Source organism: Arsenicicoccus bolidensis DSM 15745, assembly GCF_000426385.1.
In the GTDB taxonomy this organism is placed as follows: Bacteria; Actinomycetota; Actinomycetes; order Actinomycetales; family Dermatophilaceae; genus Arsenicicoccus; species Arsenicicoccus bolidensis.
On the sequence record NZ_AUFG01000023.1, the window covers coordinates 1 to 22,297 of the forward strand.

The following is a 22,297-nucleotide window of genomic DNA, read 5'->3' on the forward strand; positions in this document are numbered from 1 at the left end:
CATGGAGAGCGGAAACGGACTGTACAAGACCGAGTGCATCCGCACGAACATCTTTCAAAATGGCCCCTACAGGACCATCGCCGATGTGGAGTTCGCCACCGCAGCCTGGGTCGAGTGGTACAACAACCGCCGCCTGCACTCAGCCATCGGTAACATCACACCCGTGCAGGCCGAACACGCCCACTACGCTGACCTGGCCCTCCAGGCTCAGCCACTATAGGAGCGGCGGAGAACCGGGGCCGATTCAGTGGCGCCCTGACCGCCCGGGTTGGGGCGGGACACGCTGGCGAGCTTCAACCGGGAGTCGCTGGTGGCGTACGCGAGCTGGTAGGGGGCCTGCCCGGCGGGGGTGATGGTGGTGATCTCGTTCTGGGCGCCGTACGTGTAGCTGGTCCCGAGCCCGGAGCGGGGGTCGGTGACCTTGGTGAGGCGCTTGCTGGCGTCGTAGCTGTAGCAGGCGACCGGGACGGTGGCCATCGACCCGGCCGCGGCGGTGCTGCTGGTGCCGTCGCAGGCCTTCACGGTCAGCGCGTCGGGGGTGTAGATCTCCATCGCGACGGACCCGACCTGCCCGGCCGGTGCCCCGTTGGTGCCGTAGGCGACGCGCAGGGCGCGGCAGCCGGGCTTGAGGCCGGTGGTGCTGCCGTTGTCGGGGCAGTCCGCGGCGGTCATCCCGGCGGGGACGGGCGCCAGGATCCGGGTCACGAGTCCGGTCGTGTTGCGGGTGTAGGTGGTGGTGCCGGACCCGGGCTCGGTGACGGTGGCGGGTGCGAACTGGCCGGCGGCGCCGGTGGTGGGGGCCTTGGTGGCGGTGAACGTGGTGGTGGTGCCGTCGGCCTCGGTGAGGGTGAACGTCTTGGTCTGCTCGTTCCAGGCCAGGGTGGTGCCGTCCAGGGCTGTGTCGTCGTCCGCGGGCACCCACGCCTTGGGGTTCATGGTCGCGCCGGTGCGGCGCAGCCCGTCGACCGGGCGGTAGATGAGGGTGGTGCCGTCCTCGGCGGCGAACACCATGGACCCGTCGATGTGGGTGGCGTCGATCGGGGTCAGCCCGGCCAGGCCGGCGTCCGAGCCGTCCAGGTTCGCGGTCCAGCCCGGCCCGAACACGCTGGCGGCGGGGGTGGCCTGGGCGGTGGTGTTGTTGCCGTACGTGGAGTGGGACCGGGACAGGGTCAGGTCACCGGTGTACCCGGGCACGGACACGTCAGTGGCCGACTGGTTGTACTCGCCGGTGAACAGGGCGACCTGCCCGGGGCCGGCGTCGGACGTGGGGAAGCCGTTGCCGAAGGCGTGCGGGACCCGGGAGATGGTGACCGGGGACGCCGACCAGGTGCACTGGGTGCCGGTGGAGTAGGTGAAGCAGACCTGCACGTCGATCAGGACCGGGACGCGGTCGTTGAGGGTGACCGCGGGGGTCTGGGCGTTGTCGACGTCAGCGGTCATGGAGTCCCACGCCGCCGAATACACCAGCGACGTCGTCGAGGACCCGGTCCCGGTCAGGGACACGCCGGTCAGGCCGGTCGCGTCGTTCCACTTGCCGGTCTCGGTGGTGCCGTACCCGGACACGCGCCACTGGACCTTGCCGGTGACGGTCGTCGCGGAGCCCTTCGGGGGCCCGGCTGCGGCGACCCGGATCGCGCCGGTGGTGGTGGCCGCGACCCGCACGCCGGCGGCGACCTGCTGACCGTCCACGGTGGCGGCGGGGGCCGGGGTGGGGGTGGTCATGGCCGCGTTGCCCCACCCGAGGGTGTGGGTGACGTGGGCGGACAGCTTCCCGGTGATCGAGGCGTTCCACGCCTCGATCGAGTGCCCGCCCGTGGTGGTGGGGATGGTGACGGTGGTCTTGGCGGTTCTCGGGTCGCTGGAGGGGGTGATCGCGACGGTCTTCTCCGCGGCGCCGTCGAGCCGGTAGTGGATGTACGCCGGGGTGCTGGTCGTGGCACCGGCCGCGGTGATCGTGCACGTCACCGGCGCGGTGGGCGCGGTGTCGGTCCACGACCCGCTGGTCTGGTACGGGGCCGGACAGGACACGACCGGCTTGGCGGGGATGCCGGCGGCGGTGCGGAACGTCGTCCACGGCGACCAGGTCCCGTTCCACAGGCCCTGGTCGTCCTGCACCGCGACGCGGGCGTAGTAGACCGCGTTGTCGGACAGGGTGCCGGGCACCGAGCACTTGCCGGCCTGCCCTGAGGCGGCCTTGACCTGGCACGACGTCAGCGGGGTCGCGTTGGTGGCGGCGGTGTTCGTGGTGTGGATCTCGACCTTGAGGGTGACGTCGTTGCCGTCAGGGTCGGTCGCCGCCATCTGGAACTCCGGCGTCAGGTCCGGGGTGTAGATCAACGACGACGTCCAGGTCGGGGCCTTGTACGTCACCGCGGGGAACGTCATCGCTGGGGCCGCGGCAGCGTTCGGCTTGCGGTTGTAGGTGATCGTGAACACCGGCGGCGTCGCCGTCTCTGAGGACGCGAACTTCTTCCACGACCGGATGTCCGTCTCGCTCGCGGCCTTCAACGCCGCCGCGCCCGTCGAGGACGACGCGGTCGACCACGCCTGGAACAGGCTCGTCAACGGGACACTCACGTCACCGGCCGGGCACGCGCTCGAGTACCCCTTCGCCGCCGACACCGACCCGTACACGGTCGGGTTGATGTACGGCTGCGCGGTCCATCGGGTCGCCGTCGACGCCGGGTTCGCGGCGAACATGTTCATCCCGGTCGCGGTGCACGAGCTCGACCACGCCTCCCGCAGCCGCAGCGACGCGGACTTCACCTGCAGACCGTGGAAGCTGCCCAGCGGGACGTTCAGGAAGGACCGCGCCACCGTCGACCCGTCATAGGTGCCGGCCTTCAGCTCGGTCGACCCGGACTCGTCGGTGGTGAAGTTCGACTGCACGAACGTGTCGAAGCTCGGCTTGACCGTCAACGACGCGTACGTCGGGTCCACCACGATCGGGAACACCCGCGCCGGGTCGGACGCCCACGCCTTGTCCACGCTCACCGTCAACGTCGCCTGGCCCGGGTTGGCCTGGGCGACAGTCATCTTCACCGGCACCCGGTTCGCGGGGTCGCCCGAGCGGGGATCGACCTTCGCGTCCCACGCAGACGCCGGAGCCAGCCGCGAGACCGTCTTGCCGTGCGCGTCGACGAAGTCCACTCCCCCAACCGGGGTCGGCTTCGCGATCAAGCCCCTGGTCTTCAACGGCACCGTCCACGACAACCCCGTAGCCGGGTTCACCGCGGACTTGTCCTTGACCACGTAGAACGACTCGAACCCGCTCCGCAGCGCGTCCACGCGGTAGTCCACCCCGGTCGCCACGTCCGGCCACGTCGCCGACGCCCCCGACAGGACCGGCTTGCCCATCCGTCCCGTCCACCCCAGCGTCACCTGGCGTCCCGCGCCGTGGTCCACACTCGTGCCCGCCGCGCCAACCCGCACCCCCACCACCGGGCGCTTCGGAGCCACAGAACCGTCCAGCGCCGCCGCCATCGTCAGGTCCACGTCCGCCCACGCGCCCGTGGCGTCCTTCACGCTGGTCTGCCCCACCGACGCGCGCGTGGTGAACGTCCCATCCGGGTTCACCCACGTCCGCGCGAACTCGGACCGCTCCGAGAGAGCCTCCACCGGGGCGCCCTGCGCCCGCGCAGCCACCCGCGCCGACACCACGTCCCGCGCCGAGTCCACCCGCGGCGCCGCCGGCTTGGCCTGCGGGACACGTGCTGGTGGAGCCTCAGGCACCGCAGCCGCAGTCCCATCCGCTGCGACCAACGCGCCCACCGCAACCACGGCCGCCACGAACACCCGACGAGAAGCCAGACCCCACAACGACATGGGAACCCTCCACGAGGCGAAGCCCTTCACCCAGAGCAACGGGGAACCACCACACAGTGACCCAGGACAAGTAAACCTGACCGCACCCTGACACGCCACAGCGGGGTACGCATATTCGTGCGTGTGACGGTGTCACTGCAGGCTCCGGGGCGCGGCGGGCTCGTCTCGAGAACCATGGAGTCCGCGCCACCCCAGATCCCCTGTCCCTGAGCACGGGTCAATCGCTGTGGAGAACACTCCGGGCCGCACGCCACTACCCCACCGACCGGACCGAGTAGCCAGCCACACCGCCGGCAGCCCCTAAGGCATCGCAGAAGATCTCACACCGCCTTAGCAACGTGATTAAAGGTTATTTCATACACCCGCTGAGGCAGCCTCCCAAGGAGGCTGGGTAGTTTGGATCGTAGTGTCAGGGCGTCATACCTTCACCACATGGACAAGCAGCGAACCGCCTCGAGCGACAGCAGCCCGGTCGCCCCGGCGACCGTTGCCGACACCCGTAACTTCCTCATCGAACGGTCTGGCCGGACGTTCACCCCGCTGGGCAAGACATTCATCCAGAACCCCGACCGTACGGCCAGTAGCCGACGGGCCCCCCTGGCGCAGTTTGTTACCCACCGCGACCATCGCGGGCTCCTCGCGCTGCTGATGCTGCACACCATCATCAGCAGCGGCGACCACGAGGACGGCTGGAGCGCCAGCCTGCCTCTGCCGGTGTGGGCACGGGCGTTCGCCACCACCGCGACCGCGACCGACGCCTCGGCGAAGTCTGCCGCCACCAAGATCCTGACCCGCCTGCAGGCCCGGCACCTCATCGAACGCCGCCACGGCGGCCCCCGCGCCGTCGTGATCACCCTGCTGTCCCCAGACGGCAGCGCGGAGCCCTACACCCGCCCCATCGGCGCCGCGGCCACCAGTCGGTTCATCCGCCTCAACCACCGCTTCTGGACCGAAGAATGGGACACCCACCTGTCCTTGCCGGCAGTAGCCATGCTCCTGGTCGCCCTGCACGAGAAACCCGGCTTCCCCCTGCCCACCGAGCGCATGCCCGCCTGGTACGGCTGGTCCGCCGACACTGCCGAACGAGGTTTACGCGAGCTGCGCGACAACGGTCTCCTGCACGTCGAGCGACGCACCCGGACCTCGCCCCTGTCCCCCACCGGCCTGAGCACCCAGAACCTCTACACCCTCCAAGCCCCGTTCGACCCCGACACCCTCACCCGCGATATCGCCGCCCGCACCAGGACCCGCCCATGAGCCCAGCGACGACGCCGATAGCCCTGCGCGCCTGGGTAGACGAGTCCGCCTCGGTCCACGACCTCGACCCCGGCGCCTACATCCTCGCCGCCGCGATCGGCCCCGCCCACCTCGAGGACGACACCCGCCACAGCATGCGCTCCCTGAGGCTGCCCGGCCAGAACAAGCTCCACTGGCGCGACGAGGACGAGCGACGTCGGGGCGTCATCGCCACCACCATCGCTGCTCTCGAGCACACCTACCTCGTCGTCGTCCGCGAAGGCTGCGCCAGTGACAACCTCAAACGACGACGCAACAAGACGATCGAACGACTCCTGCCCGAGCTGGAACTGCTCGGCGTCACCCAGGTGACCTTCGAGTCTCGCGGCTCCGCTGACGACAAGCGCGACCTTGACCTCGTCCAGGCGTTGCGCGGTCGCGGTCGCCTTGGCCCGGCCGTCCGGATCCACCATGTGCGCGGACGCGACGAACCCCTGCTGTGGATCCCCGACGCGGTCTGTGGAGCCGTCACCAACGCCCGCACCACCACCGGTGAGTACCTCGACGCCCTCCACGAGCGCATCCGCCTCATCACCATCTAACTCCGAACATGACGCGAGCCCCGGGCCCTGTCGTCCGGCAGGAAATCCCGAGGCTCACTTCCCCAAACCCTCGCAAGGGAGGGGCGCTACAACCACTATAGGCCGCGACCCGGTCAGGAAGTCCAGCAGCGAAGATCCTATCCGTCAGTTGAACCACGCCCGTGAGCCCCACCTACAGCAGGAGACGACACCCGAGAGGGGGTGACAGCATGACGAGCATGACCTTGGACAAGCCGATCACCGAGCAGGAGTACGTCGCCCGGGTCGCCGACGCGCGTCGTATCCGGCACTCGACCGAGATGGAGGGCGGCCGCACCAGCGACGTCGCGCGCGCCGAGCAGGACCGGTACGTGCGTGGGGAGATCACCGGTGACGAGCTGATCGCGCTGATCAAGGCACGCCACCGCGATGGCCGGTGACGGCGAGGGCGAGTCCTGGGACCTGAACGACCTGGTGGCCGCGCACGCGGTCGGTCGGTTGCCGCCCGGTGTTGTCGACGACGAGGTCGCCGACCAGCTCGCCCCGCTGACCGAGGACCCGATGCGGTACGTGCGCCTGTACGTCCCCGCCGCTGCCGACACTCGCACCGTCGCCCTGGTCCCCGGCACCGAGGCGTTCTTGTCCCTGGACCAGGCCCGTGCTTCCCTGGTCCCCGGCGCGGGCCTGGTCGTCGCCGACGTCCACGTGTTCGGGGTCGCCTACACCCCGGCCGGCGACGAGCCCGGCCGCCTCACCTACAGCAGCGGCCCGCTGACCGGGTTCACGGTCCACGACCCGACCGGGCCCCTCCCGGCGCGCCCCGTGGACGATCGGCGACCAGGCCCAGCGGTGGGCCGCGTACGTCATGGACGACGGGGTCACCCTGCGCAACCTGGTCGGCGCCCGCTCCCCCGAGCAGCTGCGCACCCGCGAGGACGAGCTCGTCGAGGCCCGCGCCCTGACCCTGCGCGAGCAGGGCCTGGACTCCTACGACCTGGCCGGCGCCCGGCAGGTGCACCGGCACCTGTTCCAGGACGTCTAAGAGCGGGCCGGTGAGCTGCGCACCGTCAGCATGGAGAAGGGCGGCGGGCGGTTCATCGGCGACGCCGTCCTGCCCGCCGCGGCCGCGCAGCTCGCGGTCCACCTGCGCGACACCGACAACCTGCGCGCCGTCGCCCCCGACCGGTTCCCCGCCGCCCTCGCCCGGGTGTACGGGGTCAACAACCAGATCCATTTCGCCCGCGAAGGGAACGGCAGAACTAACCGTGAGGTGGTGTCGATGCTCGCCGCGCACAACGGTTTTCGCGTCGACTGGACCGTGGTCAAGGGCGCCATGAACGACCGGATCTCGCGACAGGCCGTCATCACCGGCAGCATGGCCGGCTACGAGGCCATGTTCCAGGTCATCACCCGCCCCACCGACCGGCCACGCGCCACCGCGGCGACCCCCAACCCGGGCGACCGCGGACCCGCCCAGCGGCCCATCCACCTGACCGGCGAAGACAGCGCATACGGCCCCCGCGTCGATGGCCCGCGCCACCGCGGGCCCCGCGCGTGAGCCCACAACACGGCCGGCGCGCCGCCTGCGCGGCCCCCGTCGTCCACAGGGCGCCGACGGCCGCGGTGACGGGGCCGTGCGGGCTGGTTAAGGTCGGGCCATGACTGACACACAAGCCCGGATGGACCAGGCGTTTGCGCTCGTGGCCGCGGCCGTCGACGTGCTCCTGGCGCGAACGCAGGGCATGGACGGCCTGGACGAGAACCTGCAGTTGTCGCGGGTGCTGGACGACCTGCAGGTCGCCGGCGCCGACCCGGCCAGCCCGGAGGTCCTCGACGACGACGCCCTGGCGGGCGAGAGCGTGGTGTCGCTCCTGGGCGGTGACATCGACGAAGAGGTCGACAACCCTCTCCCGGTCCACCTCGGACTGGCTGAATTTGACCCGTTGATCATCTTCCCACTGGGCGGCAACGACCTTGCGGATCAAAGCGCGATGCACCTTGTCCTCGTTTGTTCCAATCTGTTCGGCGACGATGTAGCGGATCAGATCCCACCCCGCCAGCATGTCCGCATAGGCCCATCTGGTCTCGGCCGGGGCGTTGTCGACCCAAGGATTCAGCGCTTCGCGCCAGAAGCAGGTCATCTGCTCGTACCCGAACTCCTTCGCATAGCCGCGAAGCTTCTGATCCAGCTTGTCGAAGGTGCCGGTCTCATCCTTGGCCGTGCTCGGCACGTTCGTGACGAGCGCGTAGTGCCGAACACCCTCCTCCGCGAGCCGTCGCAGATTGTCAGCCTCCTTCTTGACAACTTGCTCCAGCCAGCTGACCGGATTCTTCTCACACCCGTTGACCGACCACTTGACCTGGTAGACCATCACCTTCGAGGGATCGACCGCGCGCAGACCGTCTCGGCCACCGTCCGCTTGGCGTAGTGCCATCGGGATGTAGTCGGAGAACTGGTTGACGAGTAGAGCGCCGACGAGCTGCTGGAAGTCGTGATCGCCCAGACGCTCGTACAGGTAACGATGTCGGCTCTCGGGCAAGACTCTCTCCTCCGTTGCCAGCCGAGCCCGAGGGGCCGACTGCGATCAGCACTGCAATTCTGACACCGCGGTGTCTGCCTCACATGGCTAGCCATGCTCTCAGTACACGAGACCTTCATCGGTAGCGTGGCTCTGAATGTCCGCCTACTTCATTCAAGCGTCGAGCTTCTCGTCATGGATCGGCAGCTTTCAGCCGCTCAGACTCGCCCGGCGGCCGTGCGATTGCACCAATTATGCGATGCCCTGCGCCGGTTGCGTGGCGCGTGCACCTGGCCGCGTAGATCGACGTCTTGCTGGTATTCACACCACAGAGTTCGCAGGTGTGGCGTGATTCGTCCTCTGCTCCAGCGATGCGATGCTGGACAGCATCGCTGAACGACGGGGGTGCGATGTCGTAGCAGAGCCGGCCAGCCTTCTGATCCGCCCGCGTCACGACGTACTCGCCCAGTAGCTCGAGCAGATCATGGTGTAGCTCGTTCACGATCCGCACCCATCCTGCCGGCAGCGCCCAGACCTGGCCAGGGCTGCGCTGGGTGCTTAGCGCGATCGACGGATCCGCGACATCCCGCAGTGCCTCGGGATGCCCGCCAGCGAACAGGAAGATCCGCCCGTACTCGGCCAACTCGCGGGCCTTCATCTGCTGCAGCTCAGCCGTGAGTTCGTCCGTCACGAGACCTCCTTCTGCTTCTTGAGCCTACGTGCCAACCCTCAAAGACGAGAGGATGGAGCCATGACTGACGGCCCCACTCCCCTGGACTGGACATGCTGCGCCGCGAGGAGATCAAGGACCTCCTCGCCGGCTACGGCATGACCACCGCGCGCGTGATCGGATGGGCCGGCGCTGGCAAAGACCTGCCCGGTCCGGCGGAGATCGCCGTCGACATCAACGCACCCACCGACCTCACCGGCGGTGATCTGGCCAAGATCGATCGTGAGGTCGGTGCCTTGGTCGGCCTTGAAGTCGTCGTGGTGGTGCAACGACCAGGCGAAGGCACCGTCCTGCCCGGCGAGAAAATCAAATTCACCAAGGCCGGAACGGCGATGTTCTGCCGACCAGACGCCAAGGGGCGCCTGCGCTGGGGCAAGCCCTAGCCGCACGTCTTCCCGCTCGGGACGTCCGGCCCACACGGACGAGCGATCCCGAACGAAAGGCAGTGCCATGGCCCAACCCCTCGGACCCCACGAGGCGCAGTGCGCCAAGTGCTCCCATATCTTCGCCACCGTCGCCCTATTCGATCGCCACATCGACGGCGTAGGCCCCGGCGCGGCGCACCTGCACCCCAGCGAGCTGGGCCTCGTGCTGGACGAATCGCGCGGCACCTGGGGCGCCCCAATAGGGCCTCCCAGACACGGCCCCCCAGCGACTTTCTCGCCCGCCAGGTACTCCGACACACCTGCCCCCGTGGGCACGCCCTGGGGGCCGCAACCTGCGCCCGTCAGCCCTACGCCGTGGACGCCGCGAATGCCTCACCTGCGACCGCGCCCGCAAGGCCCAGCGCCAGGCCCCACACATGCCGCTAGCCGACGCCGTGGCCCTTGTCCTGGGGCGCGAGGACTGGCAGGCGATGGCCCGGGACGCCGTGGCGGACGCCCTCTAGCACCGAGCCGAGGAAGGGCCATAGCGCCCTCTGGACACGGTCCCCCACGCCCTTAGCGCGGGACCCGGTACCCAGCACGCCTAATCCGTGTCGGGCACCCGGGGGACCGCATCCACCTCCGCCGCGTCGACCTCGCGCTGCTCCCGCTCGGCCTGCATGTTGTGTCGTTCTAGGTCCGCCATCAACTCCGCCAGGGCGAACGCGCGGGCAACCTCGGGACTGCCGCCCACCTGGAACGGCTCGGGCCAGTACGGCTCGGGCTCTCCGGATGGATTCCGGGAAGGTCCGCTGTGCTCACTCATGCCGCAAGCATGACAGGCAGGCCCAGATGGGCCGCGAAAAGAACGTTATTGAGTGACCATGGGCAGGTCGAAGGCGTTGCCGGACTTGGGCATCCACGCCGGCGACAGGTTCACCGTGAGACGACGCGACGGCAGGGGCACGCCCGCGTTGCTCGCCGCCGCCCGGATCCGGTCGCGCGCCTCGCCGACGGTCGTGTCCGCGAGCCCCGTCACGGTGAAGGCCGGCAGCCCGAGACTGACATCCGCCTCGACATCGACGACGGCCCCCTCGAGCCCCGACAGGGTCACGCCGCGGGTCAGCCCGGTGCTCACGACAGCACCCCCTCGAGGTGCTCGACCTCCGGCGCGCCGGCGCGGGGCACGAGGACCCCCACGACGTCGACGCGGACGTGCGGGGACGTGACCTCCGGGTGCTCCTGCAGCCACCGCACGGCGAGGCGCCGCAGCCGCATCGCCTTGCGCTGCGTCACCTGCTCGACCGGGCTGCCGTAGGACACGCTCGTGCGGGTCTTGACCTCGCACACCACGAGGGTGGGGGGTGAGGTCGGGGCCACGACGTCGATCTCCCCCTGGTCGCACCGCCAGTTGCGGTCGACCACCGTCATCCCGAGGGCCTCGAGGTGGCGCGCCGCCACCCGCTCGCCGTAGTCCCCGACGGCCCGATGCCGTGCCGGGCCGGATCCACATGCCATGGCCACACCTCACGCTCCCGTGCGACCACCGTGACCGCACGGGACCCAGACTGCTCCCGTCGAGCAGGCCGAGACCTGGCCGACGAACGCCCTGTGGACGAGGGCGACGGGAACGCGGCGACCTGTGGACAGACCCCGACGAACGCGAGGTCCGGGACCGTCAGGACGGGAAGCCGGGATCCTTGGCGAGGTCGAGGTCGGACTTGGCAAGCTCCTCGACGTTGACGTCCTTGAAGGTCACGACGCGGACGTTCTTGACGAACCGGGCTGGCCGGTAGACGTCCCACACCCAGGCGTCGGACATCGTCACGTCGAAGTACACCTCGCCGCCGTCGCTGCGCACCCGCACGTCGACGGAGTTGCACAGGTAGAACCGTCGCTCGGTCTCCACGACGTGGGAGAACAGCCCCACGACGTCGCGGTACTCCCGGTAGAGCGCGAGCTCCATCTCGGTCTCGTACCGCTCGAGGTCCTCTGCGCTCATCGCTCCTGCACTCCCTGCTCAGCTGCTGCGACGCCGACGGCGTCCGCGGTCGTCCCATCATCACCCAACACCCGCTGCAGGGGCAGCCGCCACGACCGGCGGTGGTGGACGCAGGGCCCCAGGCGGGACAGCGCGTCGAGGTGCCCCGGGGCGGCATACCCCTTGTTGACCGCGAAGCCGTAGGCGTCGTCGACGTCGTCCTGCTCGGCCAGCCGGACCATGAGGCCGTCGCGCTCGACCTTGGCGAGCACGCTCGCCGCCGCCACCGAGGAGCAGCGCAGGTCGGCCTTGATCATCGTGTGGACGGGGATCAGGTCATCGTCGAGCGCGCCGAGCAGACCCACGCGGTCCGGCTCGGTGAACCAGTCGTGGTTGCCGTCGAGCAGCACCAAGGAGGGCACGAGCCCATCGGCGCAGGCCGCCTCCATCGCGCGCCGTCCTGCGAGGCGCAGCGCCCCCATGATCCCGACCTCGTCGATCTCCTGCGGGGTGGCGTGCCCCACGCCGTATGCCGGCGCCCACCGCCTCAGCCGGGGCACCAGCCTCTCGCGGGCCGCGGGCGTCAGCAGCTTGGAGTCCCGCACCCCCGTCGGCGCCGAGCCGACGGACAGGTCGATCAGCACGACCCCCACGGACACGGGTCCGGCCAGGGCACCCCGGCCCACCTCGTCCATGGCCGCGATGACCTGCCGCCCCTCGGGCAGGCCCCGCTGCAGGGCCCGCTCGACGCGCAGGCTGGGCCGCCGCGAGGTCGCCGTGGCGGGGGGTGTCACGGCGAGTCGGGCACGGCCGAGTACACGCTCGTCGGCTGGCCGAGCCAGGTCATCTCGGAGAACGGCCACACCACGGCGACGGCCCGCCCGACGACGTCGTCGATCGGCACGGATCCGGTGCTGCCGTCCCGGCTGGGGTCGTGGTAGCGGGAGTCGCCCGAGTCGCTGCGGTGGTCGCCCATCACCCAGAGCCGGCCCTCCGGGACGGTGATGTCGAAGGGATCGACGCTGGGGGCGTCGCCGGGCTTGAGATAGCTCTCGGAGATCGCGGCGCCGTTGACCGTGAGCTTGCCGTCCTCGGTGCAGCACCTCACCTTGTCCCCTGGCAGGCCGATCACGCGCTTGATCAGGTGGCTGTCGGAGTCGTTGGGGAGCAGCCCCACGAAGACGAAGGTCTCGTGCAGCACGTTGGCGACGCCGGACCGCTGGGCCGTCGGTGCCTGCACCAGCCAGCGGCCGGTGTCCTCGAACACGACGATGTCGCCCCGCTCCAGCTCGAACGGCCTGGGCGTCAGCTTGGACACGACCACCCGGTCGCCTTCGACCAGGGTGTCCTCCATCGAGCCGGACGGGATGAAGAACGCCTGCATCAGCCAGGTCTTGACGGCCAGGGACAGGATGAGGGCCAGACCGACCACGATCACGAACTCGCGCACCGCGTGCATGAGGTGGGAGCCGGCGCTGGGGCTCCTCGTCGCACCTGCGCCGCGGGACTCGCCGGGCTCGCCCGACTCGCGCCCCTCGGCGCCGTCGCGTGGCTCCCCCGCGTCGCCTCCCGGCGTCGGGTCCTCGTGCACGTCACGCGCGTCGGTCATCGGGTTCCTCCAGGGTCATCAGGTCGGGTCGGGCGGCCACGGCTCGCCACTGGCCGGGCGGCCACAGCACGCGGGTCACCCGACCGGTGACGTCACGCTCGGGAACGAGCCCGCCGCCGGGTGAGCCCAGCCTCGACCGTGAGTCGGCCGAACGGCTGCGGTGGTCACCCAGCACCCACAGTCTGCCTGGCGGCACCACCACGTCGAAGCTCACCTCGCTGGGTGTGTCGCCGGGGTGCAGGTAGGGCTCCTCCACGGGGCGGCCGTCGACGGTGACCCGCCCCTGGTCGTCGCAGCAGCGCACGTGGTCGCCGCCCACGCCCACCACCCGCTTGACCACGTGGTGGCCGGGCGAGGCGCCGAGCGCGCGGCCGAGCACCTGGATCGCGAGCGGTCGGTCGTCCACGGTGCCGAAGGTGCGGGTGCCGTCGAAGACGATCACGTCCCCGCGGTCCACCGCACCTGCTCGCTTGTCCACGAGGATCCGCTCGCCGGGGCGCAGCAGCGGCTCCATCGAGTCGCTCGGCACGACGAACCAGTCGACGACCCAGGTCCGGGCGGCGACGAGCGCCACCCAGGCGAGCAGCACGGCGACGAGGAGGCGCCGGGCCCGACGAGAGATGCCGACCGCGACCGAGGTGTCGGTCATGGTCGGCATCGTCGTCCGGGGGTGCACCCGCGGCAGCCTAGTGGCCGCGGCTGTGCGCTCTCGCCCGGCCTGCGGCGACAAGGGTCAGCGCTTGCCCGTGGTGTCGCGCTTCTCCTTGATCTTGGCGGCCTTGCCGCGCAGGTCGCGCAGGTAGTACAGCTTGGCGCGACGCACGTCGCCGCGGGTCATGACCTCGATCCGGTCGATGACCGGGGTGTGCAGCGGGAAGGTGCGCTCCACGCCGACGCCGAAGGAGATCTTGCGGACGGTGAAGGTCTCGCCGATGCCGCCGCCGGAGCGACGGATCACGACGCCCTGGAAGACCTGGACACGGGAGCGGGTGCCCTCGATGACCTTGACGTGGACCTTGAGGGTGTCTCCGGCGCGGAACGCGGGGACGTCGTCGCGCAGGCTCGCGGCGTCGAACTCAGCCAGCTTCTTCATGCGATGTCGCTTTCTCGTGGGGCCGCCACAGGTCGTCCCACCGTCGGCTGCGCCCTGGGTCGGGTGCAGGCAGGTGTCGTATGACGTCCCCGGCTGCCGCGTCCCTGTCATCAGACAGGTCCTCCCCCTGTGGCAGGGGCATGGTTGATCGCCGCGAGACGCAAGGCACGATTCTGCCAGACCAGGGTCCCTGACCCCAACTCGGGCGGTCGACGGCGTCCCGAGGCGTCCCCGAGGCGGCGCCGGCCCGGTGCGCGCGAGCGCGGGTGGAGCGCGGCGGACCCAGGAGCACGATGCGGTCAGGAGCGCCGCAGGCGCTTCTCGAGCTCCACGGTGCCTGGGACCCCCTGCCGGGCCTCGCGCACCGGGCGGTACCCCGCCTTGCGGTAGAGGCGCTGGTTGCGCTCGCTGCGCGCCCCCGTGAGCAGCCACGCCCGGGTGGCCTCGGGCGGCGCCTGGCGCTCGACGTGGGCGAGCAGCTGCCGGCCCATCCCCTGCCCCACGAGGTCCGGGGCGACCATGAGCCGACCGACCTCCCAGGTGTTGCCGTCGACGAGCCTGCCGCGCACCGACGCCACCAGCCGGCCGTCACCGCGATTCGCGCCGCGAGCGCCGTCGCGGACCACCCAGGTGCGCCACCCGTCGATCCCGCTCCGGGCCTGCGCCAGCGTCTCCACGAGCGGGGGGATGTCGGGCGCCTCGTTGACCCGGCCCTCGTCCACCCAGCAGGCCCGGGTGAGGGTCCACAGCTCGGGGACGTCGGCGGGCGTCGCCAGGCGGATCGCCAGCTCCTCGCCGCCCGCGAGGGTGGCCGACGCGGGCAGCAGGTCGGGGCGCCGCGCGGCGGTCCGCTCGAGGCGCTGCCGCTGCCGCCAGGTCGCGATCGCGCCGTGGTCGCCCGAGAGGAGCACCGGCGGCACCTCGCGGCCGCGCCAGGACGCCGGCTTGGTGTAGACGGGGTACTCGAGCAGGCCGTCCTCGTGGGACTCCTCGACGAGCGACGCGGCGTTGCCCACGACCCCGGGCAGCAGCCGGGCCACCGCCTCGGTGATGGTGAGGACGGCGACCTCGCCACCGTTGAGCACGTAGTCGCCGAGGGACACGACGCGGACCCGGCCGTCGAGCGCCTCCTGCGCGTGCTCGTAGACGCGCTCGTCGATCCCCTCGTAGCGTCCGCAGGCGAAGGCCAGCCACGGCTCGCCCGCCAGCTCGTGGGCCATCGCCTGGTCGAAGCGCCGACCGCCGGGACCCGGCACCACGAGCAGGGGGCGGGCGCCGGCATACGACTCGTCACCGACCGAGCGCAGGTGGTCGATCGCCTGGGCCCACGGCTCGGGCTTCATCACCATGCCGGCGCCCCCGCCGTAGGGGGTGTCGTCGACGGTGCGGTGCCGATCGGTCGTCCACGAGCGCAGGTCGTGGACGTGCAGGTCCAGCAACCCCTCGCGGCGGGCCTTGCCGATGAGGGAGAGGTCCAGCGGCGAGAGGTACTCGGGAAAGATCGAGACGACGTCGATGCGCACGGTCACTCCCCGTCGAGGTCGAACAGCCCGTCGGGCGCGTCGACGACGACCCGGCCCGCCGCCACGTCCACCGTGGGCACCAGCGCCTCGACGAAGGGGACGAGCCCGGTCGGGCCGTCCGTGAGCCGCACCTCGAGCAGGTCCTGGACAGGGCGGGTGTGCAGGGCCACGACCTCGCCGACGACCTCCCCGGCGGGGTCCTCGGCCCGGAGCCCGACCAGGTCGGACTCGTACCAGCCCTCGTCGTCGCGCTCGGAGGTCCCGGCGGCCCCGCCGGTGCCATCGGTCCCGTCGGCCACGTCGAGGGTCAGGAGGGTGTTGCGCAGGGACTCCGCACCCGTGCGGTCCGGGATCTCCTCGAAGGCCAGCAGCCAGGTCCCGTTGTGGACGCGTGCGGTCCGCACGGTCAGCTCGCGGGGCACGCCGGACCCGCGGCGCGCCTCGGTGGTCAGACGCGTACCAGGGGCGAGCCGCGCCTGCGGCTCGTCGGTGCGCAGCTCCACCGTGACCTCACCGCGCAGCGCGTGCGCCTTGCCGATCCTGGCGACGACGACGTCCATGCTGAATCTCCTCGTTTGGTCGTGCGGGTCTGCCCCGAGAGACGACGAGAGGCGTGCGACGGGATGGTCCCGTGCACGCCTCTCGTGGTTCGAGCGTGATGCCGTGGGGCGCTCAGCGCACCCGGTCCGTGTCGACGATGTCGACGCGCACCTGCTTGCCACCGGCCAGGGCACCCATGACGGTGCGCAGGGCGCTGGCCGTGCGGCCCGAGCGGCCGATGACGCGACCGAGGTCGTCCGGGTGGACACGGACCTCGAGCACCTCACCGCGGCGGAGCTCCTTGTGGCGCACCACCACGTCCTCGTCGTGGTCCACGATCCCCTTGACGAGGTGCTCGAGCGCCTCCTCGAGCACGATCAGGCCTCGGCCTTCTCGTCGGACTCCGGAGCGGCGGCCTCGACGGACTCGGTCGCGGGGACCTCCTCGGCCTCGGCGGAGCCGGCGGACTCGGCAGCCTCGGCCGGGTCGGTCGTGGCGGGGGCCTCGGGGGCGGGCTCGGCCGGAGCCTCGTCCTTGGGGGCGGACTTCTTCTTCGGCGTCTCCTTGGGCTCGAGCTCGGCCTTCTGGAGGGCCTCGTTGTAGAGGTCCTGCTTGGAGCGCTTGGGCTCCTTGACCTGCAGGGTGCCCTCGGCGCCCGGGAGGCCCTTGTGCTTCTGCCAGTCACCAGTGATCTTGAGCAGAGCCATGACCTGCTCGGTCGGCTGAGCGCCGACGCCCAGCCAGTACTGCGCGCGCTCGGAGGTGATCTCGATGCGCGACGGCTGCTCCGTCGGGTGGTAGATGCCGATCTCCTCGATCGCACGACCATCGCGCTTGGTGCGCGAGTCCATCACGACGACGCGGTAGTACGGTGCACGGATCTTGCCCATGCGCTTCAGACGAATCTTGACGGCCACGAGTGTGGTGTCTCCTTGGATGTGGTGTGGGTGAGCCCGCGTCACGACACCGTGGGGACAGGCGCGGGCGGACTCGATGGACGCGTCGAGACCGGTGAGAGGGTCCGCTCACGGCGCATACGAGAGTCCATGATGCCAGATGGGCGGGGGTGCTGACGACATCCGGCGTGTCCGGACCGTGCCGGTGCGGACCCAGCAGCCTCAGTCCTCGGCGAGGAGCCGGTCGAGGTCGAAGGTCCGCGGGATCTCGTCGATGCGGGCGTACTCGTCGAACAGGTGGCCCTGGGCCAGGTCGCAGCCGAGGTCGCGCAGCACCCGCGCCGCCTCCGCGGTCTCGATGCCCTCCGCGAGGACCGTCAGACCGAGGGTCTGGGCCATCGAGATGACCGCGTCCACGAGCGTGCGGTCGGAGGCGCTGCGGGCCGCACGCACGACCAAGGAACGGTCGATCTTGAGGAGCTGCACCGGCATCCAGGACAGGTGGACCATCGAGCTGTGCCCGGTGCTGAAGTCGTCGATGGCGAGGCGCACCCCGGCCTCGGACAGTTCGCGCAGCACCTGCGCCTCCTGGGAGGCGACGTCGACGAAGGACCGCTCGGTGACCTCGACCACCAGCCGCTCCAGGCCGAGGCCCGCCGCCTCCGTGCGTCGACGCAGGTCCTCCAGCAGCCCGGGACGCCGCAGCTCTCGGGGCCCGAGGTTGATGGCGACGAAGCTCGGGGTCCCGGACGCGGCCAGGTCACGGATCGACTCGGCGAGCACGACGCGACCCAGCGCGTCGATGAGCCCGGACTCCTCGGCGATCTCGATGAACTCGGCGGCGCGGACGAGTCGTCCGTTCTCCTCCATGCGGCACAGCGCCTCCACCCCGACGACCTCGCCGGTGCGCAGGTCGACGATCGGGTCGTATGCCGCAAGGATGCGCCCCTCCTCGATCGCCCGGCGCACGCGGTGCTCCACCTCGAAGCGGCGCACCGCCTGCTCCCGGTCGGCATGGCCGAAGACGTAGATGCCGCCCCCGCCCTGCGACTTGGAGCGGTTGAGGGCCACGTCCGCGTCGCGGAGGAGGTCGAGGTCGGTGTCCCCGACGGGTCGCTCCACCCCCGGGGCGGCCTGGGCCACGCCGATGCTCACCTGCGGTCGCACCGGGCCGAGGCTCGGCAGGTCGACGGGGGTGCAGAGCTCGTCGACGAGCTGCTGGGCGGTGGCGACCCCGTCGAGGGGCCCCTCCGTGTCGATGAGCACGCAGAACTCGTCCGCCCCCAGACGGGCGACGCACGTGCGTCCGGCCAGACCGAGGACGGCCGTCTCGAGCCGGCGCCCGACGACCGAGAGCAGGGCGTCGCCCACCTCGTGGCCGTGGGCGTCGTTGACCACCTTGAACCGGTCCAGGTCGAGGTAGAGCACGGTCCGCCAGGTCCTGGGACCGGCCGGCTCGCGCAGCCTGCTCAGCACCGCGTCCCGGCTGTAGAGCCCGGTCAGCTCGTCGTGCGCCGCCCGCCAGGTGAGCTCGGCCGTGCGCTGCCGCACGAGCAGCGTGAGCTGCTGCTCGCGCCGGCGGGACTCCTTGAGGTCGGCCTGCAGGAGGTCCATGCGCAGCCGCTCGGCGAGGTCGCGCACCCGTGACGAGGATCCGGCCCGCGCGTCGCCACGCGCCGCCTCGCGCTGCTCCTTCAGCAGAGCCAGGGCGCCGGCCTCGTCGCCCGTGCGCTCGGCGGCCTCGGTCAGCACGTCATAGACCGCGTCGCGCTGCGACCGGGGAAGGGTGCTGGCGTGGTGGTAGGGCGCGAGGGCCCGGACCGCCGACTCGGCGTCCCCCGAGCGCAGGTGGGCCGTGGCGAGCGCGAGCAGCGTCGCGAAGCTCGGCGCTCCGGTCGTCCGTGTCTCGTCGTCGGCGAGCCGTCGCAGGGCGTCGGGCGCGTCGGGGTCGCCGAGCCTGGCGCGGACGGCGGCGACGCGGCGGACGTGGTCCGCGGGGTTCAGCCCCGCATGGACGACGAGCTCGGCCCCCCGCTCGCTCTCAGCCAGGGCGCCGTCGAGGTCGCCGGCGTCGAGCAGCAGCTCGGCCCGGATGCCGTGCAGGCGGGCCATGGCGGCGTCGGACTGCGGGACGGCCGTGCTGGCGAGGGCCCGGTCGACATACGTGAGGCCCAGGTCGGTGTCCCCGAGCGCCTGCATGACCTGAGCGAGCCGTGCGAGGACGAGGGGCTGCAGCCCGAGCGCACCATCCGCGTCCGCCTCCAGCGACGCTCGGAAGTGGGTGACAGCCAGCGCGAGGTCGCCGGCCGCAGCGGCCACCTGCCCCTCGAGGGCCAGCAGCCCGGCGCGGACGCGTAGGCCGAGGTCGTCCTCGGGCAGCGGCAGCGTCGCCGAGCGTCGAGCCGAGGCAGCGCACGCGGCCGCACCGTCGAGGTCGCCGAGCGCGAGTAGCGCCTCGCCGCGGGTCAGCTCGCCCTGGATCTCCACGACGAGGCTCCACGGGCCCGGCGGCAGGTCGGTGATCACCTGCAGCGCACCGCCGGCCACCTGCAGCGCGGCCCCCGGGTCGTTCTCGCCGAGGTAGCCCAGCTCGCTGGCCAGGTCCGCCGCGCACTGCACGGTGGTGTCGAGGGTGATGTCAGGGTCGGTCTCGGCGAGGCGCGCCAGGCGCTGGGAGGCACGGGCGGCGCGCTTGATGCGCAGGGCGGCCTCGCTGGCGGCCAGGCCCACGCGCAGCAGCGCCGTGTCGTCGCGGACACGGCCGACGCTGGGTCCTCGAAGGCTCACGCCCCTTATCTTGCCCAAAACATCTACGCAGAGTCACGACAACACTACAAATTGCTACTGGAAGTTGAGATCCGCGGGACAGCGCGGGGCGCCGCCCGACCGTCCGGTCGCGCGGCGCCCCGCTGATGCCAGTCAAAAGCCCCCAGCCCGGATGACGGCGGTCCGCCGCCATACGGGCTCTGAGTCACGTGATCTGGGTCACTTGACCAGAGCCGACAGGGTCGGGTCGTTGGCGTAGGCCTCCTTGGCGTTGGCCTTGGTCACGATGACCGGCTCGAGCAGGTTGGCCGGCACGACCTTGACGCCGTTGTTGTAGGACTTCTCGTCGTTGACCGTGACCTTCTCGCCCTTCTGGAGCTGCTTGGTCATGTCGATCGCCGCGGCGACCAGCTTGCGGGTGTCCTTGTTGATGGTGGAGTACTGCTCCCCCGCCATGATCGACTTGACCGACTCCACCTCGGAGTCCTGACCGGTCACGACCGGGGTCGGCTTGCCGGCCTGCTTGACCGAGGTCATCGCGGCGCGGGCCAGGGTGTCGTTGGGCGACAGGACGCCGTCGAGCGGGACGGAGGCGTAGTGGGCGGCGAGCACGTTGTCCATGCGCTTCTGGACGTTCTCCGCCTTCCAGTCCTGGGTCACGACCTGCTGGAAGGAGGTCTGCCCGGAGACGACCTTGAGGGTCCCGTCCTTGATCTTGGGCTGCAGGACGCTCATCGCGCCGTCGAAGAACACCTTGGAGTTGGCGTCGTCGGGCGAGCCGGCGATGAGCTCGACGTTGTAGGGGCCGTTGGGCTTCTTGGCCTTGAGGCCCTCGAGAAGCGCGTTGCCCTGCAGCACACCCACCTTGAAGTTGTCGAAGGCGACGTAGTAGTCCACGGCCTGGGTGTTGGTGAGCAGGCGGTCGTAGGCGATGACGGTGACGCCCTGCTGCTTGGCGGCCTGCAGCTGGGTGCCGAGCTGGGAGCCGTCCAGCGCACCGACGATCAGGACCTTGGCACCCTTGGTGACCATCGTCTGGATCTGGTTCTGCTGCTCCGCGACGCCGTTGTTGGCGAACTGCACGTCGACCTTGAAGCCGGCGTCCGTCATGTCCTTCTTGAAGATGTTCTCCGCGAGAACCCAGTTCTCCGAGGTCTTCTTGGGCAGCGCCACCCCGATCAGGGCGCCCTGGTCGAAGCCCTTGGCCGCGGCGGACCCGCCGCTGCTCTGGGTCGAGGTGGAGGTCTGCTCGGCGCGCCCGCAGGCGGACAGGGTGAGGGCGACCGCGGAGACGGCCACGACGGTGGTGGTGAGCTTGCGCATGTGACTTCCTTGTCGTTCGTACTGGTGTGGTGAGGGTGGGGCTCAGGCCTTGGGCCGGGCCGTGGCGCCGGTTTGCGCGGTGCTCGTCGGCGTGCGCGACCCGGCGTTCTTGGTGAGGTGGCCGATGATCGACGGCCGCCCCTGCATCTTGTTGAAGACGTCGAAGGCCACGGCCGCGAGCAGCACGAGGCCCTTGATGATCTGGGTGACGTCGGCGCTCACGCCGAGCAGCGAGAGCCCGTTGTTGAGCACGGCCATGACCAGGCCGCCGATGATCGAGCCGACGACGGTGCCCACGCCGCCGGAGACGGCCGCCCCGCCGATGAAGACGGCGGCGATGGCGTCGAGCTCCCAGCCGACGCCGTCGCTCGGCCCGGACGCGGTGGAGCGGGCGACGAACATCATGCCCGCGAGGGCCGCGAGGACGGACATGTTCATCATGACCAGGAAGTTGACCTTCTTGGCCTTGACGCCCGACAGCTCGGCGGCGTGCTTGTTGCCACCCACGGCATACACGTGGCGACCGACCACGGTGCGGCTGGAGATGAAGCCGTAGAGCATGACGAGGAACGCCAGGATCAGGCCCGAGACGGGGAAGGAGGTCCCGGGGCGACCGGACGCCATCAGCAGGGTCACCGCGATGATCGCCCCGCAGATGAGCAGCAGGCGGATGCCGAGGGCGACGCCGTCCTCGAGCGGGAGGCCGATCTTGCGCTGGTTGGCGCGGTTGCGCAGCGCTCCCCCGACGATCGCGAGGCAGGCCAGCACGCCGAGCAGCACGGTGAGGTTGTTGTAGCCGGTGTTGGGCCCGACCTCGGGCAGGTAGCCGGACCCGATGGTCTGGAAGCCCTCAGGCACCGGCACGGTGAGCGACTTGCCGACCCACTGGTTGACCCCGCGGAAGATGAGCATCCCCGCGAGCGTCGTGATGAAGGCCGGGATGCCGACGTAGGCGACCCAGAATCCCTGCCAGGCCCCGATCAGCGCGCCGAGCGCGAGGCCCAGCAGGATGGCCAGGGGCCAGGCGAGGTTCCAGTCCCGCATCGCCATCGCGACCATGATGCCCACGGCCGCGGCCACCGACCCGACCGACAGGTCGATGTGCCCGGCGATGATGACGAGGACCATCCCGATGGCCAGCACGAGGACGTAGGCGTTGCCCTGGAGGATGTTGATGACATTGGTGGGGTCGAGGGTCAGGCCGTTGGTCAGGACCTGGAAGAGCGCGATCAACGCCACGAGGGCGATGATCATGCCGAACTGGCGGATGTCACCGCCGAAGACCTGCTTGAGCTTGTTCATCGGGCGTC

General features: G+C 70.6%; 26 protein-coding genes. 8 read left to right on the forward strand and 18 right to left on the reverse strand.

Going from position 1 to position 22,297, the window contains the following annotated elements; translation table 11 throughout:
- Positions 1–220 (forward strand): integrase core domain-containing protein (locus K313_RS0112610; RefSeq protein WP_029211911.1); only part of this gene is annotated, 220 nt, incomplete at its 5' end.
- On the opposite strand, the gene K313_RS24710 is transcribed toward K313_RS0112610, so the two are convergent.
- The gene (locus K313_RS24710; protein WP_169516842.1) at positions 208–3,732 is read right to left on the reverse strand and encodes a DNRLRE domain-containing protein; all 3,525 of its coding nucleotides are present in this window, start codon (positions 3,730–3,732) and stop codon (positions 208–210) included. The genes K313_RS0112610 and K313_RS24710 overlap by 13 nt on opposite strands.
- 525 nt (positions 3,733–4,257) lie before the next feature.
- On the opposite strand from K313_RS24710, the gene K313_RS23095 reads away from it, so the two are divergent.
- The 3 genes from K313_RS23095 to K313_RS0112630 all read left to right on the forward strand — a co-directional run bounded on the left by K313_RS23095 (position 4,258) and on the right by K313_RS0112630 (position 6,082).
- Positions 4,258–5,082: a hypothetical protein gene (locus K313_RS23095; RefSeq protein WP_019287889.1), complete on the forward strand. Its 825-nt coding sequence runs from the start codon at positions 4,258–4,260 to the stop codon at positions 5,080–5,082.
- A complete protein-coding gene (locus tag K313_RS0112625) occupies positions 5,079–5,663 on the forward strand; it encodes a hypothetical protein (RefSeq protein WP_034253121.1) in 585 nt (194 codons plus the stop codon). The genes K313_RS23095 and K313_RS0112625 overlap by 4 nt, the downstream gene beginning before the upstream one ends.
- 218 nt (positions 5,664–5,881) lie before the next feature.
- Positions 5,882–6,082 carry an antitoxin VbhA family protein gene (locus K313_RS0112630; protein WP_156911384.1) on the forward strand — a complete coding sequence of 67 codons (201 nt, stop codon included), beginning with the start codon at positions 5,882–5,884 and terminating at the stop codon, positions 6,080–6,082.
- On the opposite strand, the gene K313_RS23960 is transcribed toward K313_RS0112630, so the two are convergent.
- On the reverse strand, positions 6,054–6,509 hold the full coding sequence (locus K313_RS23960) for an LbetaH domain-containing protein (protein WP_019287892.1): 456 nt from the start codon (positions 6,507–6,509) through the stop codon (positions 6,054–6,056). The genes K313_RS0112630 and K313_RS23960 overlap by 29 nt on opposite strands.
- Here K313_RS23960 and K313_RS23575 point away from each other — a divergent pair.
- The 3 genes from K313_RS23575 (at position 6,508) to K313_RS23580 (ending at position 8,071) form a co-directional block, all read left to right on the forward strand.
- On the forward strand, positions 6,508–6,684 hold the full coding sequence (locus K313_RS23575; protein WP_019287893.1) for a hypothetical protein: 177 nt from the start codon (positions 6,508–6,510) through the stop codon (positions 6,682–6,684). The genes K313_RS23960 and K313_RS23575 overlap by 2 nt on opposite strands.
- Positions 6,685–6,714: 30 nt before the next feature.
- Positions 6,715–7,200 (forward strand): hypothetical protein, encoded by a 486-nt coding sequence (locus K313_RS22480; protein WP_019287894.1) that lies wholly within the window; start codon positions 6,715–6,717, stop codon positions 7,198–7,200.
- A gap of 100 nt (positions 7,201–7,300) precedes the next feature.
- Positions 7,301–8,071: a hypothetical protein gene (locus tag K313_RS23580; RefSeq protein ID WP_029211916.1), complete on the forward strand. Its 771-nt coding sequence runs from the start codon at positions 7,301–7,303 to the stop codon at positions 8,069–8,071.
- A 283-nt stretch (positions 8,072–8,354) separates the two neighbouring features.
- On the opposite strand, the gene K313_RS0112650 is transcribed toward K313_RS23580, so the two are convergent.
- The gene (locus K313_RS0112650; protein WP_019287896.1) at positions 8,355–8,852 is read right to left on the reverse strand and encodes a hypothetical protein; all 498 of its coding nucleotides are present in this window, start codon (positions 8,850–8,852) and stop codon (positions 8,355–8,357) included.
- Between the two features lie 92 nt (positions 8,853–8,944).
- Between K313_RS0112650 and K313_RS0112655 the strand changes: the two genes are divergently transcribed.
- Positions 8,945–9,274 carry a hypothetical protein gene (locus K313_RS0112655; RefSeq protein WP_029211917.1) on the forward strand — a complete coding sequence of 110 codons (330 nt, stop codon included), beginning with the start codon at positions 8,945–8,947 and terminating at the stop codon, positions 9,272–9,274.
- 586 nt (positions 9,275–9,860) lie between these two features.
- On the opposite strand, the gene K313_RS23585 is transcribed toward K313_RS0112655, so the two are convergent.
- The 15 genes from K313_RS23585 to mmsB all read right to left on the reverse strand — a co-directional run bounded on the left by K313_RS23585 (position 9,861) and on the right by mmsB (position 22,289).
- Positions 9,861–10,082: a hypothetical protein gene (locus K313_RS23585; RefSeq protein ID WP_156911386.1), complete on the reverse strand. Its 222-nt coding sequence runs from the start codon at positions 10,080–10,082 to the stop codon at positions 9,861–9,863.
- A gap of 45 nt (positions 10,083–10,127) precedes the next feature.
- On the reverse strand, positions 10,128–10,394 hold the full coding sequence (locus K313_RS0112670) for a magnesium chelatase domain-containing protein (RefSeq protein WP_019287899.1): 267 nt from the start codon (positions 10,392–10,394) through the stop codon (positions 10,128–10,130).
- A complete protein-coding gene (locus K313_RS0112675) occupies positions 10,391–10,774 on the reverse strand; it encodes a YraN family protein (RefSeq protein WP_019287900.1) in 384 nt (127 codons plus the stop codon). The genes K313_RS0112670 and K313_RS0112675 overlap by 4 nt, the downstream gene beginning before the upstream one ends.
- Before the next feature lie 160 nt (positions 10,775–10,934).
- Positions 10,935–11,258 carry a DUF2469 domain-containing protein gene (locus K313_RS0112680; RefSeq protein WP_019287901.1) on the reverse strand — a complete coding sequence of 108 codons (324 nt, stop codon included), beginning with the start codon at positions 11,256–11,258 and terminating at the stop codon, positions 10,935–10,937.
- The gene (locus K313_RS0112685) at positions 11,255–12,031 is read right to left on the reverse strand and encodes a ribonuclease HII (protein WP_029211918.1); all 777 of its coding nucleotides are present in this window, start codon (positions 12,029–12,031) and stop codon (positions 11,255–11,257) included. The genes K313_RS0112680 and K313_RS0112685 overlap by 4 nt, the downstream gene beginning before the upstream one ends.
- Positions 12,028–12,846 carry a signal peptidase I gene (lepB, locus tag K313_RS0112690; protein WP_029211919.1) on the reverse strand — a complete coding sequence of 273 codons (819 nt, stop codon included), beginning with the start codon at positions 12,844–12,846 and terminating at the stop codon, positions 12,028–12,030. Before lepB (K313_RS0112690) ends, K313_RS0112685 begins: the two co-directional genes overlap by 4 nt.
- Positions 12,830–13,495, reverse strand: a complete 666-nt coding sequence (gene lepB / locus K313_RS0112695; RefSeq protein ID WP_084412820.1) for a signal peptidase I — start codon at positions 13,493–13,495, stop codon at positions 12,830–12,832. The genes lepB (K313_RS0112690) and lepB (K313_RS0112695) overlap by 17 nt, the downstream gene beginning before the upstream one ends.
- Before the next feature lie 84 nt (positions 13,496–13,579).
- Complete coding sequence (gene rplS / locus K313_RS0112700; protein WP_019287905.1) at positions 13,580–13,939, reverse strand: 50S ribosomal protein L19; 360 nt, start codon at positions 13,937–13,939, stop codon at positions 13,580–13,582.
- 299 nt (positions 13,940–14,238) lie between these two features.
- Complete coding sequence (gene trmD, locus K313_RS0112705; RefSeq protein ID WP_029211921.1) at positions 14,239–15,462, reverse strand: tRNA (guanosine(37)-N1)-methyltransferase TrmD; 1,224 nt, start codon at positions 15,460–15,462, stop codon at positions 14,239–14,241.
- Positions 15,463–15,464: 2 nt separating this feature from the next.
- Positions 15,465–16,022, reverse strand: a complete 558-nt coding sequence (rimM, locus tag K313_RS0112710) for a ribosome maturation factor RimM (protein WP_029211922.1) — start codon at positions 16,020–16,022, stop codon at positions 15,465–15,467.
- A 112-nt stretch (positions 16,023–16,134) separates the two neighbouring features.
- Complete coding sequence (locus K313_RS0112715; RefSeq protein WP_019287908.1) at positions 16,135–16,377, reverse strand: RNA-binding protein; 243 nt, start codon at positions 16,375–16,377, stop codon at positions 16,135–16,137.
- 2 nt (positions 16,378–16,379) lie between these two features.
- Positions 16,380–16,919: a 30S ribosomal protein S16 gene (rpsP, locus tag K313_RS0112720; RefSeq protein ID WP_029211923.1), complete on the reverse strand. Its 540-nt coding sequence runs from the start codon at positions 16,917–16,919 to the stop codon at positions 16,380–16,382.
- A 201-nt stretch (positions 16,920–17,120) separates the two neighbouring features.
- The gene (locus K313_RS22485; protein WP_029211924.1) at positions 17,121–19,685 is read right to left on the reverse strand and encodes a putative bifunctional diguanylate cyclase/phosphodiesterase; all 2,565 of its coding nucleotides are present in this window, start codon (positions 19,683–19,685) and stop codon (positions 17,121–17,123) included.
- A gap of 198 nt (positions 19,686–19,883) precedes the next feature.
- Positions 19,884–20,987: a substrate-binding domain-containing protein gene (locus tag K313_RS0112730; RefSeq protein ID WP_029211925.1), complete on the reverse strand. Its 1,104-nt coding sequence runs from the start codon at positions 20,985–20,987 to the stop codon at positions 19,884–19,886.
- Between the two features lie 42 nt (positions 20,988–21,029).
- Positions 21,030–22,289, reverse strand: a complete 1,260-nt coding sequence (gene mmsB / locus K313_RS0112735) for a multiple monosaccharide ABC transporter permease (RefSeq protein WP_029211926.1) — start codon at positions 22,287–22,289, stop codon at positions 21,030–21,032.
- Between the last annotated feature and the right edge of the window lie 8 nt (positions 22,290–22,297).